This is a genomic window from Aurantimonas sp. NFXS3, from assembly GCF_049132005.1.
Lineage (GTDB): Bacteria > Pseudomonadota > Alphaproteobacteria > Rhizobiales > Rhizobiaceae > Aurantimonas > Aurantimonas coralicida.
This window is the reverse complement of the sequence record NZ_JAGDDZ010000008.1, coordinates 1-15,414: the sequence shown is the minus strand read 5'-3', so window position 1 is coordinate 15,414 and position 15,414 is coordinate 1. Positions and strand designations below refer to the sequence as shown.

Sequence of the window (15,414 nt, the reverse complement as noted above, 5' to 3'; positions counted from 1 at the left end):
GCTATGATGGCCGGAGCGAAGGCGCAGGACGGGCCGATGACGCAGGATGTCCCGACGATCGAGGAACCACGGCAGGGCGCCGCCACGCATGGCCGCCGGACTGCGGTGCTGATCGCGCTGGCGGTCGTCGCGCTGGCGCTTCTGTCGGGCGGGGCCGTTGCCGGCTGGGCGCAGCATGGCGAGGCGATCTTCCTGCATCTCCTGGAGGCCGGCTGGGCTGCCTGCTTCTGAAACGACGCGGGTCGGCACGGGCGCTGCGACGATTGGCGCCTTCGTGAACGGCGATCAGCACCGTTCCTGTCGCGCAGCGGTGTGCCGCCATGCTATCGGCACTGCAACACAGACCGACCGATGCACGAGCAGGGGACGGGCGAGGCCGCATGCGGCGCCCGCTGGACGATATGAGTGGAGTGAAGATGTTCCGGGCCGCGCTCTGGACGATCGTGGCGCTGATTGCCGGCGCGGCGGTGGCCCTGGCGCTGATCTACGCCCAGGGCGGCCCCGGCCGCAGCGGCGAGCCCTACGGCTCGGACTTCTCGCTGATCGACGAGACCGGCCAGCCCTTCACCCAGGCCGATCTGCGGGCAAAGCCGACGGCGGTGTTCTTCGGCTTCACCCATTGCCCCGAGGTCTGCCCGACGACGCTCTACGAGCTGGCCGGCTACCAGAAGCAACTTGCGGAAAAAGGCGGTGATCTGCAGGTGGTCTTCGTCACCGTCGATCCCGAGCGCGACACGCCCGAGGTGATGAAGAACTATGTCGAGGCGGTCTCCCCGGACATCACCGCGCTGAGCGGCTCGCCGGAGAAGATCGCCGCGATGCTGAAGGGCTGGGGCGTCTACTCCGCCAAGATCGGCGAGGGCGACGACTACAACATGGACCACACCGCCACGACCTTCCTGATCGACGAGACCGGGGAACTCGCTGGCACGCTGGCCTATGGCGAGAACCCCGATACCGCGCTGGCCAAGCTGGAGCGCCTCGTCGGCGTCTGACGCAACCCGTGCGAATACCGGCGTGCAGGGGTTTCCGATCCGGCACGCTGGACTAGTTTCGGCTCATCGCAGAACATTGGTCGGAACGGGCGCGGTCGTGAAGGCCGCATTGGCCGTGTCGCCCGGCCCCGGGAATCTCCTTCATGCATGATCTTGCCCTTCAGCTCGCTCTCATTGGCGTTGCCGGCATCGCGGCCCAGTGGCTGGCGTGGCGCGTCCAGGTGCCGGCCATCATCCTCCTGCTCGGCGTCGGGCTGTTGTTTGGGCCGATCACCGGCTTCATGAATCCGCGCGAGGATTTCGGCGACCTCTATACGCCGCTGGTCTCGACCGCCGTCGCGATCATCCTGTTTGAGGGCGGGATGACGCTGAATTTCCGCGACATCCGCGAGACCTCGACCGCCGTGCGCCGCATGGTCATCATCGGCGGGCCGCTGGTCTGGGTGATGACGGCACTCGCCGGCCATTACATCGGCAATCTGAGCTGGCCGACCGCGATCATCCTCGGCGCGATCCTGGTGGTCACCGGCCCAACGGTGATCACGCCGCTGCTGCGCCACGCCAAGCTGAAGAACCGGCCGGCCTCGATCCTGCGCTGGGAAGCGATCGTCAACGATCCGATCGGCGCGCTCTTCGCGGTGATCGCCTTCGAGACGTATCTGGTCCTGAACGCCGGCCATGAGGCCGAGAATCTGATCCTCAACGTCATCCTGGCGATCATCATCGCCATTCCCGGCGGCTTCCTGGTCGGGCGCTTCCTGAGCTGGGTCTTCGCCCGCGGCGAGGCGCCCGAATATCTGAAGGCGCCGATCCTGCTGGTGGCCGTGGTCGGCATGAATTCGCTGACCAATCTGGTGCTGGAGGAGGGCGGCCTGCTGACTGTGACCGTCATGGGCATCACCATGGCGAACACGCGGATCGCCAGCCTGAGTGACCTGCGGCGGTTCAAGGAGACGATCACGCTGCTGCTCGTCTCGGGCCTGTTCATCATCCTCACCGCCTCGCTGCAGCGCGAGGTGCTGGCGAGCCTCGAATGGCGCGTCATCGGCTTCCTCGCGGCGGTGCTCTTCGTGGTGCGGCCGGTGGCCGTGTTCGTCAGCACGCTCGGCGCCGGCCTGACCTGGCGGGAGCGCCTGCTGGTCGGCTGGATCGCGCCGCGCGGCATCGTCGCCGTGGCGGTCGCCGGCCTGTTCGGCGCGACCCTCAGCGGCCTTGGGGTTGCCGATGCAGACCGCATGATCGCCTACACCTTCGCTTTGGTGGCGGTGACCATCCTCCTGCACGGCTTCACGCTGGGACCGCTTGCCCGGGCGCTGGACCTGCGGTCGGCCGACCGGCCAGGCATCCTGTTCGTCGGCGCCTCGCGCTTCACCATCGCCTTTGCGCGCCGGCTGAAGGCCCAGGACGTGCCGGTGCTCATCGCCGACGCCAACTGGTCGCGCATTTCCGAGGCGCGGCTGGCCGAACTCGAGGTGTGGTACGGCGAGATCCTCTCCGAGGCGGCCCACCACAATCTCAACCTGTCGCGCTTCGACCACATGGTCGCCGCCACCGACAACGACGCCTACAATGCGCTGGTCTGTACCGATTTCGGTCCTGAGATCGGCCGCTCCGAGGTCTTCCAGATCGGCAAGATCGAGGGCTCCGACCGGCGCTCGATGAACTTCACCATCGGCGGCCAGCCGCTGTTCCAGCCGCCCAAGACCTTTACCGAACTGCGCGATCTGGTGGTCGACGGCTGGAACTTCCAGGCGACCCGGCTGACCGAGGAGTTCGACTATGAGCGCTTTTCGGCGACGCGCCCGGAAGGCACCCACGTGATCCTGTGGATCCGGCCCTCCGGCAATCTGCTCTTTGCGTCGAACGAGGGCTCCGGCGAGCCGGGCGAAGGGGACACGATCATCTCCTTCGGGCCCAAGCCGCCCCAGCGCGACCAGGAAAAGATCGTCAAGGCGACGACCACCGAGCGCGAGGCGCGGGCCGAGAAGGCCCGCATGACCAGCGAAGCCGTGAAGCCGAAAGAGGGCTAGCAGGAATGCCGCAGATCCGTTTCTACGTCACCGCGGACAAGGCCGCGGCCGACGCCTGCTACGCCGCCGTCGAGACCGCCTTCGAGGATCTCGGCACGCCGGTGTCGCTGGCCGAGATCGACGAGGCGAGGGCGATTTTCGAGGTCTCGGCCTATGTCGACGCGCCCGATGGCGAGGAGGCCGAACGCCTGTTCGCCGGCGCCATCGCCGAGGCCGGTGGCGGCGAGATCTGCCGCGAGGACCTGCCCGACAAGGACTGGATGGCCGATGTCCTGGCGGCGCTGAAGCCGGTGCGCGCCGGACGCTTCCTGGTGCATGGCGCCCACGACCGCGACAAGGTGAAGACCAACGACCTGGCGATCGAGATCGAGGCCGGACAGGCTTTCGGCACAGGACATCACGGCACGACGGCCGGCTGCCTGGAGACGATCGCCCGGCTGGCGACCCGCCGCAAGCCGCGCAACGCGCTGGACCTGGGCACCGGCAGCGCGGTCCTGGCCATCGGGCTGGCCAAGCTCGCGCGGGTGCCGGTGCTGGCAACCGACATCGACCCGGTGGCCGTCCGCGTGGCGCGGGCGAATGTCGAGGCCAATGGCGTGGCGAATTTCGTCGATTGCGCCACGGCCATCGGCTTCGGCGCCGAGGCGATCCGCGAGCGCGCGCCCTACGACCTGATCGTCGCCAACATCCTGGCCGGGCCGCTGATGAAGCTCGCGCCTGAGTTCCACCGGCATCTCGCCCATGGCGGCGACATCGTCCTGTCGGGCATCCTGACCACCCAGCGCAACGCGGTTCTCGCCGCCTTCCGCAACCAGGGGCTCTACCATGTCGCCACGCTGGTGCGCGGCGAATGGGTCACCCTGCATCTGCGCTAGGCGTCAGGCGGCTGGCGGCTGGCGCGACACCGATCGGAACCGGCCGCAAATCGGCATCGTCGGGATAGCGCAGGAAGGATTGCTTCTCTGTCTCGCGAAACCGTATTCCGCCGACCTCCAGCGCGCTGACCGGCGACCGGCCGTATTCCAGGGCAAGCCGATCGACGGCGCGCCAGTGCAGGGCGGTTCTCAGATCGCGTTGCCGGACGGCCGCCCGCACCTCGCGCTCGCATGCGTGGTGAAACCGGAGGGTCATCGGATCGCAGCGTGCGCGCAGGGCGTCGTAGTCGCGCCAGACGGCGTCCGGCACGACGAACACCACATCGGGCTTCAGGCACTGCAGGCACATGGCGGCCTCACGCGGCGAAGAGGACAGGGCCGAGCCTACAGCAAGCGGACCGGACACGAAAACGCCGGCGCGCAGGGGGCTGCGGCCGGCGTCTGTTTCGGTCGGGAATGGCTGCGGTGAAGCGGCCGGGCTATTCAGCCCCGCTCGGGCGCGCGGCCCTCGAAGAGCGACTCGCGTGCGTTGGAGCCGAATTCCTCGCGGCCCATCATCGTGAAGTGGTTGTCGACATAGCGACGGGCCTCGCGCTCGCGGGCCTCGATCACCCGGTCGAGCATGTTGCGCATGAAGCCCCTGGAGCGGGCGGAATTGCGCAGGGATACGTCGGTATAGGTGGAAGTCGCCATGGAAAGTCTCCTGTTCGGCTCGTGGCCTCCCGGTGACCCCAATATGCGTTGCCGCGTCACCGTCAGGTAGAGTCCGCACTGCATAGGTCCGTCCCGTTTTTGCAGTGCAACATCGGCGGTCCCGTCATAATCCGGTAACCTTTGCGCTTCCTTGCCAAATGCATATGTTCCGGCCCCGCAGACAATCCGCCGCGCGCCGCAGCGCGGCCTCCTCCTTTTTCAAGAGCCATCCGATGTTTCAGAGCTTCGACGAGATCGCCGACTTCTCCCAGAGCGCGGCCCGGGTCGCCCGCCTGCGGGACGGCCTGCGCGCCGACGGCGTCGACGGCTTCATCGTGCCGCGCGCCGATGAGCATCAGGGCGAATACATCCCGCCCTCGGCGGCGCGGCTGGAATGGCTGACCGGCTTTTCCGGCTCGGCCGGCGTCGCGGTGGTGCTCGCGGGCAGCGCGGCGATCCTCGTCGACGGCCGCTATACGCTGCAGGTGCGCCAGCAGGTCGATCTCGATGCCTTCGAACCGGTCGCCTCGGCCGAAACCTCGCTGGCCGATTTCCTGAAGAAGGAAGCCGCCGGCAAGCGCATCGGCTTCGATCCCTGGCTGCACACGGCGGGCGAGGCGAAACGCCTGCGCACGGCGCTGGAATCGGTCGGCGGCGAACTCGTCGCTTTGGCCGCCAATCCGATCGACCGGATCTGGAACGACCGTCCGGCGCCGCCGGCCGGCCGCGCCGTCATCCATCCGGAGAGCTTCGCCGGCAAGACGGCGGGCGACAAGCTCGCCGAGCTGGCAAGTATGATTGCCGATGCGAAGGCCGATGCGACGATCCTGACCGACCCGTCGTCGATCGCCTGGGCCTTCAACATCCGCGGCTCGGACGTGGCGCACACGCCGCTGATGCTGGGCTTCGCCATCCTGCGGGCCACGGGGCGCCCGACGCTCTTCGTCGATCCGGCCAAGCTGGACGACGCGGTGCAGGACCACCTTGCGGCGCTGGCCGATATCGATACGCCGGAGGCCTTCGAGCCGGCGGTCCGGTGCGAGGCCTCCGGGCGCACCATCGGTCTCGATCCGCAGCTTGCCGCGGCGCGCCTGTCGACCATCGTCGAGGCCGCCGGCGGCACGGTGGCCGAAATGCCGGACCCGGCGCGACTGCCGCGGGCGATCAAGAATGGCGGCGAGATCGCCGGCGCGCGCGCCGCGCATCTGCGCGACGGCGTCGCGATAACGCGTTTCCTCGCCTGGTTTGACCGGCAGGAGCCCGGCACGGTCACCGAGATCGCCGCCGCCGAAAAGCTGGAAGCTATACGCGCCGAGCATGCGCAGGAGGACGGTTTTCCGCTGAAGGACATCTCCTTCGACACCATCGCCGGCTCCGGCCCGAACGGCGCGATCGTCCATTACCGGGTGAACCGCGATTCCGACCGGCTGCTGCGCGAGGGCGAACTGTTCCTCTTGGATTCGGGCGCCCAGTACCAGGACGGCACCACGGACATCACCCGCACCCTGCCGGTGGGCGAGCCGACCAGCGAGATGCGCCGCAAGTTCACGCTGGTGCTCAAGGGCATGATCGCCATTGCGACGGCGCGGTTTCCCAAGGGCACGCGCGGCGTCGACCTCGATCCGCTGGCCCGTATCGCTTTGTGGAAGGCGGGCTGCGACTTCGCCCATGGCACCGGCCACGGCATCGGCTCCTATCTCGCTGTCCATGAGGGGCCGCAGTCGATCTCGCGCCGCGGCATGGCGGTGATCGAAGCCGGCATGATCCTGTCGAACGAGCCGGGCTATTACCGCGAGGGCGCCTTCGGCATCCGCATCGAGAACCTCATACTGACCGAACCGGCGGCGGAGATCACCGGCGGCGACATCGCCATGCATGGCTTTGAGACGCTGACGCTCGCCCCGATCGACACGCGGCTGGTTGCGCCGGAGCTGATGACGGCCGACGAGATCGCCTGGCTGGATGATTATCACCGGCGGGTGCGCGCGGCGCTCGGCGAGCGGCTCGACGCCACCGACCGCGAGTGGCTGGACGCGGCGACGCGTCCGGTCGGACCGCCCGCCGTCGCCTGACGTAGGCACCGACGCAAAAAGACCCGCCGCAGGGATTGCGGCGGGTCTTCCGGTTGCAGGCCTTGCCCGCGGGACGCGCGGGGATGGCCGGGTCGTTGCGGCCGATCAGCGGCAGACGCGACGCGGGCCGTGATAGGGCTGGTAGGTGCCGCTGCGCGGGTCGAACGACCGGTACTTGTCGGCGCAGTAGCGATACCATTCGCCGGTGCCATATGCCGGCGCGTAGCCGCGCGGCGCCACGCGGTAAAGCGGCCGCGGCGCATCGTAATAGCGGGGCTGGCTGGCAATGGCCGCGCCGATGCCGAGGCCGATGATGCCGCCGAGAACGGCCGCGCCACCGGAATCGATGCCGCGATGGCGGCGATAATGGCGGCGCCCGCCGCGATAGTGCCGTCCGCCGCGATAATGGCGACGGCCGTAATGGCGCCCGCCCACGAGGTGAACGCCGGCGCCGACAAAGGGCTCGGCCTGGGCCTGGGCGATGCCGAGCGGGGCCCCCGCCGGCAGGGTCGCCGGCGCCACCGCCAGCGCGAGAGCAACGGCCATAGACCTGACCGCAAACGACTTGAACAATTTCATACCGACCTCCGGGCGACAGATTCCATCCTGTTCCATTCAACGTCCGGGAAGCTGAATGGCTCCTGAACGATCAGGCCGATCACGCAATGGTTGATGAACGGCCGTCGCCGATACCTTGGCGAGCGCCCGCGCCGCCCTGATCCGCGCAGGAATCAAGCGACCCCGCGGCGGGCCGGTCAGGCGACGGGCTGGCCATTCGTGTCGGTGCGTTCCTTGGCCGGACCCTTGGCCCTTGCCAGATTCAGCGCCGTGATGATCACTCCGACATGGCTGAAGGCCTGGGGAAAATTGCCGAGCATCTCGTCGCCCACCGGATCGTATTCCTCCGCCAGCAGGCCGACATCGTTCTTCAGGCTACAGAGACGCTCGTAGAGGGCCACTGCGTCGTCGAACCGTCCGAGGAGGGCGTAGACGTCGGCCAGCCAGAACGAGCAGGCCAGGAACGCGCCTTCCTCGCCCTCGAGGCCATCGCTGGTCTCGCCATTGTCGTAGCGGATCACCAGACCGTCGCGCAAAAGGCGCTGCTCGATCGCCGCGACCGTGCCCTTCACCCGCGGATCGTCGGCCGGCAGGAAGCCGGTCAGCGGGATATGGAGCAGGCTGGCGTCCAGCGCCGTCGAGCCATAGGCCTGAACGAAGGAGCCGAGCTCCGCGTCATAGCCGTTCCTGCAGACGTCCTCATGGATGTCGTCGGCCACCCGCCGCCAGTGCTTGGCGTAGTTCTCGCCGCCCTCGATGTCGGCGGCCATCTTCGACGCGCGGTCGAAGGCCACCCAGGCCATGACCTTGGAGTGGACGAAATGCCGGTGTTCGCCGCGGATTTCCCAGATGCCGTCGTCAGGCCGGCGCCAGGCTTTTTCCAAGAAGGGCATGACCGAATGGGCGAGGGCGGCCGAGCGCGGATGTGGGGCGAGGCCGCCCGTGCGCGCCTGGGCCAGGAGGTCGGCGACCTCGCCATAGATGTCGAGCTGGAACTGTTCGGAGGCTGCATTGCCGACCCGCACCGGCTGCGACTCGCGGAAGCCTTCGAGCCACGGCACCTCCCATTCCAGGAGATGCCGCTCGCCGGCGACGCCGTACATGATCTGCATCTGCGCCGGATCGCCCGCGACCGACCGCATCAGCCATTCGCGCCAGGCTTCAGCTTCCTCGTAATAGCCGAGATCCATGAAGGCCATCAGCGTCAGCGTGGCGTCGCGAAGCCAGCAATAACGGTAGTCCCAGTTGCGGCTACCGCCGATCTCCTCGGGCAGCGACGTCGTCGCGGCCGCGACGATGCCACCGGTCGGCCGGAAGGTCAGCGCCTTCAGGGTGATCAGCGAGCGGCGCACCTCCTCGGTCCAGTTGCCGACCTCGGGGCAGCGGGAGGAGAAGGCGGTCCAGAACGCTTCGGTGTCGGCGAGGGCCGCCTCGGGGTCGGTGCCCGCCAGCGGCTCCTGGTTGGACGGCTGGTGCAGGAGGGTGAAAGCCAGCCGCTCGCCCGCCGAGACGGTGAAGCGGCCCTTGGTGTGCATGTCCTCGCCATGCAGATTGACCGGCGCGCGCATCACCAGCATCTCCGGTCCCGCGACGGCCGTCATCGTGTCGCGGTCGATGCGCGTCACCCAGGGCACCGTCCGGCCGTAGTCGAAACGCATGACGAGGTCGAAATCGAGATCGACGCTGCCTTCGAGGCCGACAACGATGCGCATGACGTTGGCGATGCCGTCGCGGGGCGGCATGAAGTCGATGAGCATGGCGCTGCCGGTCGCCGTCCTGAACGTTGTCTCGAGGATCAGCGTGCCGTCGCGGTAGCGCCGCGAGGAGGCGAACTCTAGATCGCTCGGCGCGATGCGCCAGCGGCCGTTCTCCGGCGTGCCGATCAGCGAGGCGAAGCAGGCGCGGGAATCGAAGCGCGGCAGGCAGAGCCAGTCGATCGAGCCGTCTTTGGAGACGAGGGCTGCGCTTTCGCAGTCCCCGATCATGGCGTAGTCGGCAATACTGCGATGCAAACCCTGCTCCTCGATCCTGTTCCCTGGCCGCGACCGCAGGCGTTGCAGGCAGCGAGGGTCAGCAGGATAGGGCCACGGCCGCGGCGTAAAAGGTCGCCGGCTATCAAACCGCCGTAAACAGTGCGGCACGGCACCCTGACATCATGTCGCGGTCAGCGCAGGCCGGGACCGTCCGTCCTGCCCGCCGCGGCGGTGTCGGACCCGAGCAGCCGCTGCACCAGCACAAGGCCCCCGACAAGGCAGGGAAGGCCGCCGAACACCGCCATCAGGATGCCGCCGAGACGCTGGTCGTCGAGGCGTTCGAAGCCGAAGGCGCCGACGCAGACATCGGGTGCGTAGACGAGGACCGGCGCCAGCGCGAGGAGGACGCCCAGCATGGTCATGTGAATGAAGGTCGCCAGCATGGCGAAGGCGCCGATGGCCGCGTCGCCGGAATGACGGCCGGCGAAGCTGACCGCCCAGACGAGGAGGCCTGCGGCGAGAAAGCTGACCTGCTGCACCACGAAGACGCCGCCGTCCCGCGCCGCGGCCTCGTGCAGCACCGGCGTGTGCCAGCCCCAGATGACGAACATGTCGAAGGCGGAGGCGGCGATCGCCGAGCCGATGCCCGGGCGGATGACGTGCAGGCCGATGCCGATCCGCCGCAGCCCGATGACGATCATCGGCGCGGCCAGGGTGACGATGCCCAGATGCAGGATCATGTGGGCGGAAAAGGCCCGCCGGCTCATCTCGACCAGCGGACTGAGCCACAGGCCCGCCAGAATGGCGATGCCGAGCGCCGCCGGCCAGGCGCGGATGAGCGCGCGCCGATGCGTTGCGTCGATGTCCGGTGATCCTGCGTCGGCGATCCGTTCCATCCCTGCCATTCTAGGGCAGGCGCGCCGCGCGTCCTGCCGATCTCGCGGCGCCTGCCATTTGGCGTTTCATTGCGGAAACTTGCCGTCACTTGCCATCACGCATTCCGATCTGTCTGTTGGCGCGCTCAGGACAAGACACCGCATGATGGCGGCAAGGAAAGTTACGCAATTGTCTCCGCCGCAACAGTTTTCCCGCGCTTATTCTGGCAAACCTTATTGGCAAGTCGCCTGTCAGCACATATCTATAAGGCGGACGGTCGTTGCGGCCGTGATTCACCTGATCCCTTGCATATACCGCCGGCTGAGGCCGGTCCCCATGCATACAGCTATGAGCACGATGAAACCACAGTCGAAACCGTTCACCGTCGCCGTGAAACGGCGCAAGCTTTCGCCAGAGGGCAAGAAGAAGTCCGTCTGGTCGGATGTTTCGCATCTGATCGCCGCGGCCGAGAGCGACCTTGCCCGTGACGAGGACGAGGCACCCGCCGCTGCCGCCACCAAGGCGCCGGCAAAGGCCGAGCCGTCAGCGGGCAAGAGCGACGCGGCACCGACCCGCCAGCCGCGCATTCTCCAGAGCCGGCCGAGCGAACCCGTCATGGCCGAGCCGGAAGCCGACCTGGAGCCGGTCGAGCGTCCGGTGCGCCGTCGCGGCCGGCCGCGCAAGGTGGTCGCCGAGACACAGCAGCGTCCGGTCGCAGTCGAGGCCGAGAGCCAGTCGCAACCGCAAATCGAGCGTGACTGGAGCCGCACCCCGGCCGTCGACGCAGCACCGGTCGCTCCGGCGCCGGTGGCGGATCTGCAGACGGCTGAAACCAGCCTCGCCGAGATCGAGACGGCCGCGACCGAGGCACGCCCGGCGGGCCGCCGTCGCCAGCGGACCGGTGGCCTGCGCGCCGGCGAACGCTGGAAGCGCCATCTGCCCCGCTGGTCGCGCTGATCCGCCCACCGGGCTTTGACCGGTCTGCGGTCGCGGAGCCAGAGGCAGCGTCCCGCGTTGTGCCGCCCGACCCCGCAGGAGAGATTGCGGCGGACGCAAGCCTGTGCGAGAGCGGCTGAATGGACGCAAAGGCCGAAAACGAAACCGCGCGCGACAAGCGCCGGCCAAACGGAGTCCTGAGCGAGCATCCCGAGGATCTCCTCTTTGGCTCGGGCTGGCGGGCGGTCTGGGCGGTGCTGCGGGAAGCCATCCTGCGCCTGTGGAACGACGACGCCATGGGGCTGGCCGGCAACATCGCCTTCCGCGCCGTTCTCGCCATCTTTCCGTTCCTGATCTTCGCCAGTTCGCTCACGGCCTTCATCGGCAATCGCGAAATGGCCGACGGCCTTGTCACCTTCCTGATCGCTATCGTTCCACCGGCCCTGGCCGAGCCGCTGGTGTCGGAGGTGATGAACATCGTCACCATACGGCGGGGCGGGGTGCTCAGCGTCGGCGTTCTCCTGACGATCTGGTTTGCTATCGGCGGCGTCGACGGCGTCCGTGTCGGCCTGAACCGCGCCTATGACATTCGCGAGACCCGCTCGACCATCGTCCTCTATCTCCTGCAGGTGCTGACCGTCGTCCTGACCGGGCTGGTGCTCGTCGTCGTCGGCTATCTCCTGGTCCTGGCGCCGCGCGCCGGATCGTTCCTGCACCAGCTGATGCCGGGCTTCCAGCCCTCTTCAGTGACGCCCAGCTTGGTGCGCTATCCCGCGACCGCGGCGATCCTGACGACGGCTCTGTTCGTCGCCCATGTCTTCCTGCCGGCGCGGCGCTCGCGCTTCAGCAACATGTGGCCGGGCATCCTGTTCACGCTCTGCGCCTGGTCGGCGCTCGTGGCGGCCTTCTCGGTCTATATCGGCCAGTTCGCCAATTACGCCAGCTACTATGCCGGCCTCGCCGGGATCATCGCGGCGCTGTACTTCTTGTACCTGGCCGCCCTGGTGCTGATCTTCGGCGGCGAGCTCAACCGCGCCATCCGGATCCGCCGGCTCGCCCGCGCCCTGCGTCGGGATAAATTGGGCAACGGTTAGTGGGGGTGTATCGAGAACGATAGACGACAATACAACATTTATACGCGTGGGCTGTTGACCTAAGTTTCGCAATTCCGTGGTTCCCGTTGAACGCGATGCCTTTGTCCGTTTTCAAGGAAGAGCAGTCTGTTGCGAAGGTGACTTGTGGTGGTTTTAGCACAAGAGAGATTCCCGCATGCCGGGCGGAGGCTTCATGGGGCGATAGCACATTGTGTGCGGGCTGGCATGCTGTTGGGCTGGCGCTTAAGTGGCGTCCACAACTGGCAGAGGTGACAATCACTACGCGACTGGACGCTATACGCCTGGATCGATATTTCGATCGAGTTTTATTCAACTGCGTGACATTTGCCGGAGTGGGTCAAAAATACTTCCGGCGTTTACTTGTCATCCACGATTCCGCGCCAATATCGCTGATACGCCCGCAATCACGCGGTCGGAACATCGGTCGGAATGCAGGTAGCTTGCCAGTGCGGCTACCGGGGGAGCGGGAACTCCACCCAGCAGCCTGACCATCACTGACTCGAGTAGGAGATCAGAATGGCTCACACTGTGATGCCGCGCACCCGTGCGTCTTGCAATACCCCTATCACGTCCATCCGTCCGCCCCGTCAGCATCAGGCAAGCCTGGCGCCATGGCCTGACGTCGCGCGCCATGCCGCGTTGCGTGCCGGCATAGCCTCCGCCCAGCACAATCGCTTCGACCCGTGCGATGAGCCGCCTGTTGTCCCGGCAGCATTTGCCGGCGCGGCGGTGCCCAGCGTCGCGCAGGGCAGGGCAATCCCGGCCAACGCTCCCTGCGAGCTGGAACGCCCGCCGGCGGCCGCACCGTGTTCTGTCCCTGATGAGCGCGTCCCCGACGCACGAGCGACCGCGACCGTCCCCACGCCGTTCGGCCCGGTGTTCTCTGCCAACGAGATCACCGCGACGCGGTGGCTGCTGAAGACGCTGCGCGACGAGCAGCTGTTTCTGGTCCCGCCCGAGGGGATCAATGCCCCCGGCTGCGTGATCGACGACGGTCTGCTGACCAGGCTCGCGCGGATCCGCGTGATCTGCAGGGTCGACGCTGGCCCCTTCGGCATCATCGTCACCTCCGCCTAGACAGCCGACGCTGACCATCCCGCCATGCGGGGTGGCCGACGCGCGATCGTCACGTGTTGCGTGTCGGTCGGCGCTGCTCTCGCTCATCTCATCATTCCAGATACGTCGTCCGCCGATCGTCATCGCGGACGCGGAGGAACCGCTATGCCCAGAACCAGCAAACTTGGAACCAGCAAACCAGACGGCCGCCGCTCCCGGCAGGCCAAGGATGAACCCCGCACCGGGTCGACACCGGAAGCGCGCGTGCAAAAGCTCGCGCTCGAAATCGTCGCCAAGGCGGCCGCCGCCGCTGCAAGCCCGACCCCCGAAGATCCGTGCTTCGGTGCATGGACGCCGCTGCAGGCCTTCGGGCTTTCGGTCACGACCCGCACGGGGCAGGCGCTGCCGGGCGTCATCGCCATCGGCCTCGAAGCCGATCCGCGGCTGAAGGTGCTGCAGGAAACGCGCCTGCCCATCACAGCAACCGCACTCTCCATCGGCGACCAGGACACGGCCAGGGATGTCGTCCTTGGCGATGATGACCGCACCGTCAGGAACCTTGCGGTCGATCTCATCGTCATCGATCGGACGACCGGCCATGCAACGTTGCTCGACGTCAAGCGCGGCAGTGCGCTCTACTCCTCGCGGGCACGCCTCGACCTGTGCACCGCGATGGCTGCCTGCGCGCTCACCGCGCCTGCCGCCCTTCGCCGGATCAACGTCTCGATCGCCACGGCGTCATGGGGGATCATCGACCTTGGCGGGGCTGCCGGTTTTGCCGAGGACCGCTGCGTGTCCGGCGCCAAGATCGACACGTTCTTCGATGTTCCGATCACGCCGCTGATCGAGCTGTTCAACCAGACGATCGCAACGGGTTACTCGGCCGAGATGCAGCGGTTGGTCGGCCGAGTGTTCGACACGCCGGATGTGACACAAGGCGGCTCGGACGAATGGACCGAGAGCGATGGCCAGGCATCGAGGGAGCTCACGGTCAGGTCACCCAGGTCACCCAGGTCCGTCAGGTCGGTCGGTTGCGCTCCCCGTCTGCCGCAGCGCCTGATCGGTCCGCATGAGCGCCGTCGGCTGGCACTGGTGTCTGGAAGCAGCGGCCGCTCCCGGAAACGGGGCCGGACGTGACCGTGGTGCCGTTTGCCCAATGTGACCGGCAGGGTTCGCGCGAGAGGCGGGGGCGCGATCCGGCTGCGGTCTCGGCGCGGATCTGCGCCATGCCGGCGTCCACCCTGGTGGCCTACACCATCCGCCGCAGCCGCGCCGGCGCGGCGCGCGGCGAGATCGCGTCGCTGATCGGTCGACTTCGCCAGGTCGATGATCCAACGGCCGCTGTCCTTGCCGATCATCTCGAGCCGCTGCTGCGCATGCGCAGTGGATCGGTCTCGTAACCACGACGCCAACGTCCGGCATCACCAGTTTGCCAGGCCATCGGTCTGCGCCGGGCAACGGCTTGGTACGGCAAAGGGGAGGGCGCTGCCATCGGCGCTCTCCTTCGCCGACGATGCAACCAACCGGTCGGCACGCCGTGCCGACCGGACCGGCCGGAAGACGCGAGGAAGGCTCCGATGCCGACAGATCTGCGAACAGACTTCGAACAGCTGCGCGAGCGCGCGCGAAGGGAACAATACGTCATGCAAGGCGAACTGGACGACATCGCGGATTCGGGTTCGCACAGGGATCGGATCGTCGCGGCGCTGAGCCCGTCCGCGCGCCTGTTGTTCGATGCCATCGACGGCAACGTGGCGGCCGCCACACGCTCGCGAGGCGAGCGGACGCTCCTCATCACCGTCAGGGTGTTCTCACCTAAGTGGCTCGACACGGCACGGCAAGCGGTGAAGGCGTCGATCCGCGCCGCATGGCCCGATCAATACCTGCCGATCACCGTTTTGACGGCAACGTCCGAGAGCCGGCTCGATCATGGCTATCCGTTCGAGCTTCAGCGTCTGCCCGAGATGCTGGCCGAGGCGTCACCCTGCCTCTGCCTCTTTCCGCCTGACCATGAACCGCCAGAGATGCTGCGCGCCATCTCGGATGCTCTGGTCGAGATCGCCGATCCTGCACGCGAGGATATCGAACGCCTGCTCGGCCTGGGTGATGCGTCGCCCCATCTGCCGGACGGAACGATGGGCTCGGCCTACCGGCCGCTCGAACTCGACTTTGCGGTCGGGCGCGGCCGCTCCCCCGCCGAGCGTCTGCGCCTGTTGCAGGAGATCCGTGGACTGC

15 protein-coding genes and 1 pseudogene are annotated in these 15,414 nt (G+C 67.5%); 11 read left to right on the top strand and 5 right to left on the bottom strand.

Annotated elements, in window-relative coordinates:
* Positions 1 to 36 precede the first annotated feature (36 nt).
* The 4 genes from J3367_RS19065 (at position 37) to J3367_RS19050 (ending at position 3,900) form a co-directional block, all read left to right on the top strand.
* Positions 37 to 231, top strand: a complete 195-nt coding sequence (locus tag J3367_RS19065) for a hypothetical protein (protein WP_277025290.1) — start codon at positions 37 to 39, stop codon at positions 229 to 231.
* 170 nt (positions 232 to 401) lie between these two features.
* Positions 402 to 995: an SCO family protein gene (locus J3367_RS19060; RefSeq protein WP_009210135.1), complete on the top strand. Its 594-nt coding sequence runs from the start codon at positions 402 to 404 to the stop codon at positions 993 to 995.
* A 143-nt stretch (positions 996 to 1,138) separates the two neighbouring features.
* Complete coding sequence (locus J3367_RS19055; RefSeq protein ID WP_421462164.1) at positions 1,139 to 3,025, top strand: cation:proton antiporter; 1,887 nt, start codon at positions 1,139 to 1,141, stop codon at positions 3,023 to 3,025.
* A gap of 5 nt (positions 3,026 to 3,030) precedes the next feature.
* Positions 3,031 to 3,900 (top strand): 50S ribosomal protein L11 methyltransferase, encoded by an 870-nt coding sequence (locus tag J3367_RS19050; protein WP_228239853.1) that lies wholly within the window; start codon positions 3,031 to 3,033, stop codon positions 3,898 to 3,900.
* On the opposite strand, the gene J3367_RS19045 is transcribed toward J3367_RS19050, so the two are convergent.
* Both J3367_RS19045 and J3367_RS19040 read right to left on the bottom strand, forming a co-directional pair.
* Positions 3,881 to 4,222: a hypothetical protein gene (locus J3367_RS19045; RefSeq protein WP_228239854.1), complete on the bottom strand. Its 342-nt coding sequence runs from the start codon at positions 4,220 to 4,222 to the stop codon at positions 3,881 to 3,883. The genes J3367_RS19050 and J3367_RS19045 overlap by 20 nt on opposite strands.
* A gap of 161 nt (positions 4,223 to 4,383) precedes the next feature.
* Complete coding sequence (locus J3367_RS19040; protein ID WP_024351970.1) at positions 4,384 to 4,593, bottom strand: hypothetical protein; 210 nt, start codon at positions 4,591 to 4,593, stop codon at positions 4,384 to 4,386.
* A gap of 233 nt (positions 4,594 to 4,826) precedes the next feature.
* Between J3367_RS19040 and J3367_RS19035 the strand changes: the two genes are divergently transcribed.
* Positions 4,827 to 6,665, top strand: coding sequence for an aminopeptidase P family protein (locus J3367_RS19035; protein WP_421462161.1), 1,839 nt, complete (start codon positions 4,827 to 4,829; stop codon positions 6,663 to 6,665).
* Between the two features lie 105 nt (positions 6,666 to 6,770).
* On the opposite strand, the gene J3367_RS19030 is transcribed toward J3367_RS19035, so the two are convergent.
* The 3 genes from J3367_RS19030 to J3367_RS19020 form a co-directional block, all read right to left on the bottom strand.
* Entirely contained in the window at positions 6,771 to 7,211 is a 441-nt protein-coding gene (locus J3367_RS19030) for a BA14K family protein (RefSeq protein WP_040325767.1), read from the bottom strand.
* A 209-nt stretch (positions 7,212 to 7,420) separates the two neighbouring features.
* Positions 7,421 to 9,235: a glycoside hydrolase family 15 protein gene (locus J3367_RS19025; RefSeq protein ID WP_421462159.1), complete on the bottom strand. Its 1,815-nt coding sequence runs from the start codon at positions 9,233 to 9,235 to the stop codon at positions 7,421 to 7,423.
* A 152-nt stretch (positions 9,236 to 9,387) separates the two neighbouring features.
* Positions 9,388 to 10,092, bottom strand: coding sequence for a cytochrome c oxidase assembly protein (locus J3367_RS19020; protein ID WP_228239857.1), 705 nt, complete (start codon positions 10,090 to 10,092; stop codon positions 9,388 to 9,390).
* 328 nt (positions 10,093 to 10,420) lie between these two features.
* Between J3367_RS19020 and J3367_RS19015 the strand changes: the two genes are divergently transcribed.
* The 6 genes and pseudogenes from J3367_RS19015 to J3367_RS18990 form a co-directional block, all read left to right on the top strand.
* Positions 10,421 to 11,029 (top strand): hypothetical protein, encoded by a 609-nt coding sequence (locus tag J3367_RS19015; protein WP_421462157.1) that lies wholly within the window; start codon positions 10,421 to 10,423, stop codon positions 11,027 to 11,029.
* Positions 11,030 to 11,148: 119 nt separating this feature from the next.
* Entirely contained in the window at positions 11,149 to 12,102 is a 954-nt protein-coding gene (locus J3367_RS19010; protein WP_009210127.1) for a YihY/virulence factor BrkB family protein, read from the top strand.
* A 537-nt stretch (positions 12,103 to 12,639) separates the two neighbouring features.
* Positions 12,640 to 13,200 (top strand): hypothetical protein, encoded by a 561-nt coding sequence (locus tag J3367_RS19005; protein ID WP_421462155.1) that lies wholly within the window; start codon positions 12,640 to 12,642, stop codon positions 13,198 to 13,200.
* 144 nt (positions 13,201 to 13,344) lie between these two features.
* Entirely contained in the window at positions 13,345 to 14,316 is a 972-nt protein-coding gene (locus tag J3367_RS19000; protein WP_421462154.1) for a hypothetical protein, read from the top strand.
* An 89-nt stretch (positions 14,317 to 14,405) separates the two neighbouring features.
* Complete coding sequence (locus J3367_RS18995; RefSeq protein WP_421462152.1) at positions 14,406 to 14,579, top strand: hypothetical protein; 174 nt, start codon at positions 14,406 to 14,408, stop codon at positions 14,577 to 14,579.
* A 177-nt stretch (positions 14,580 to 14,756) separates the two neighbouring features.
* Positions 14,757 to 15,414, top strand: a pseudogene (locus J3367_RS18990) (hypothetical protein); the annotation flags it as partial.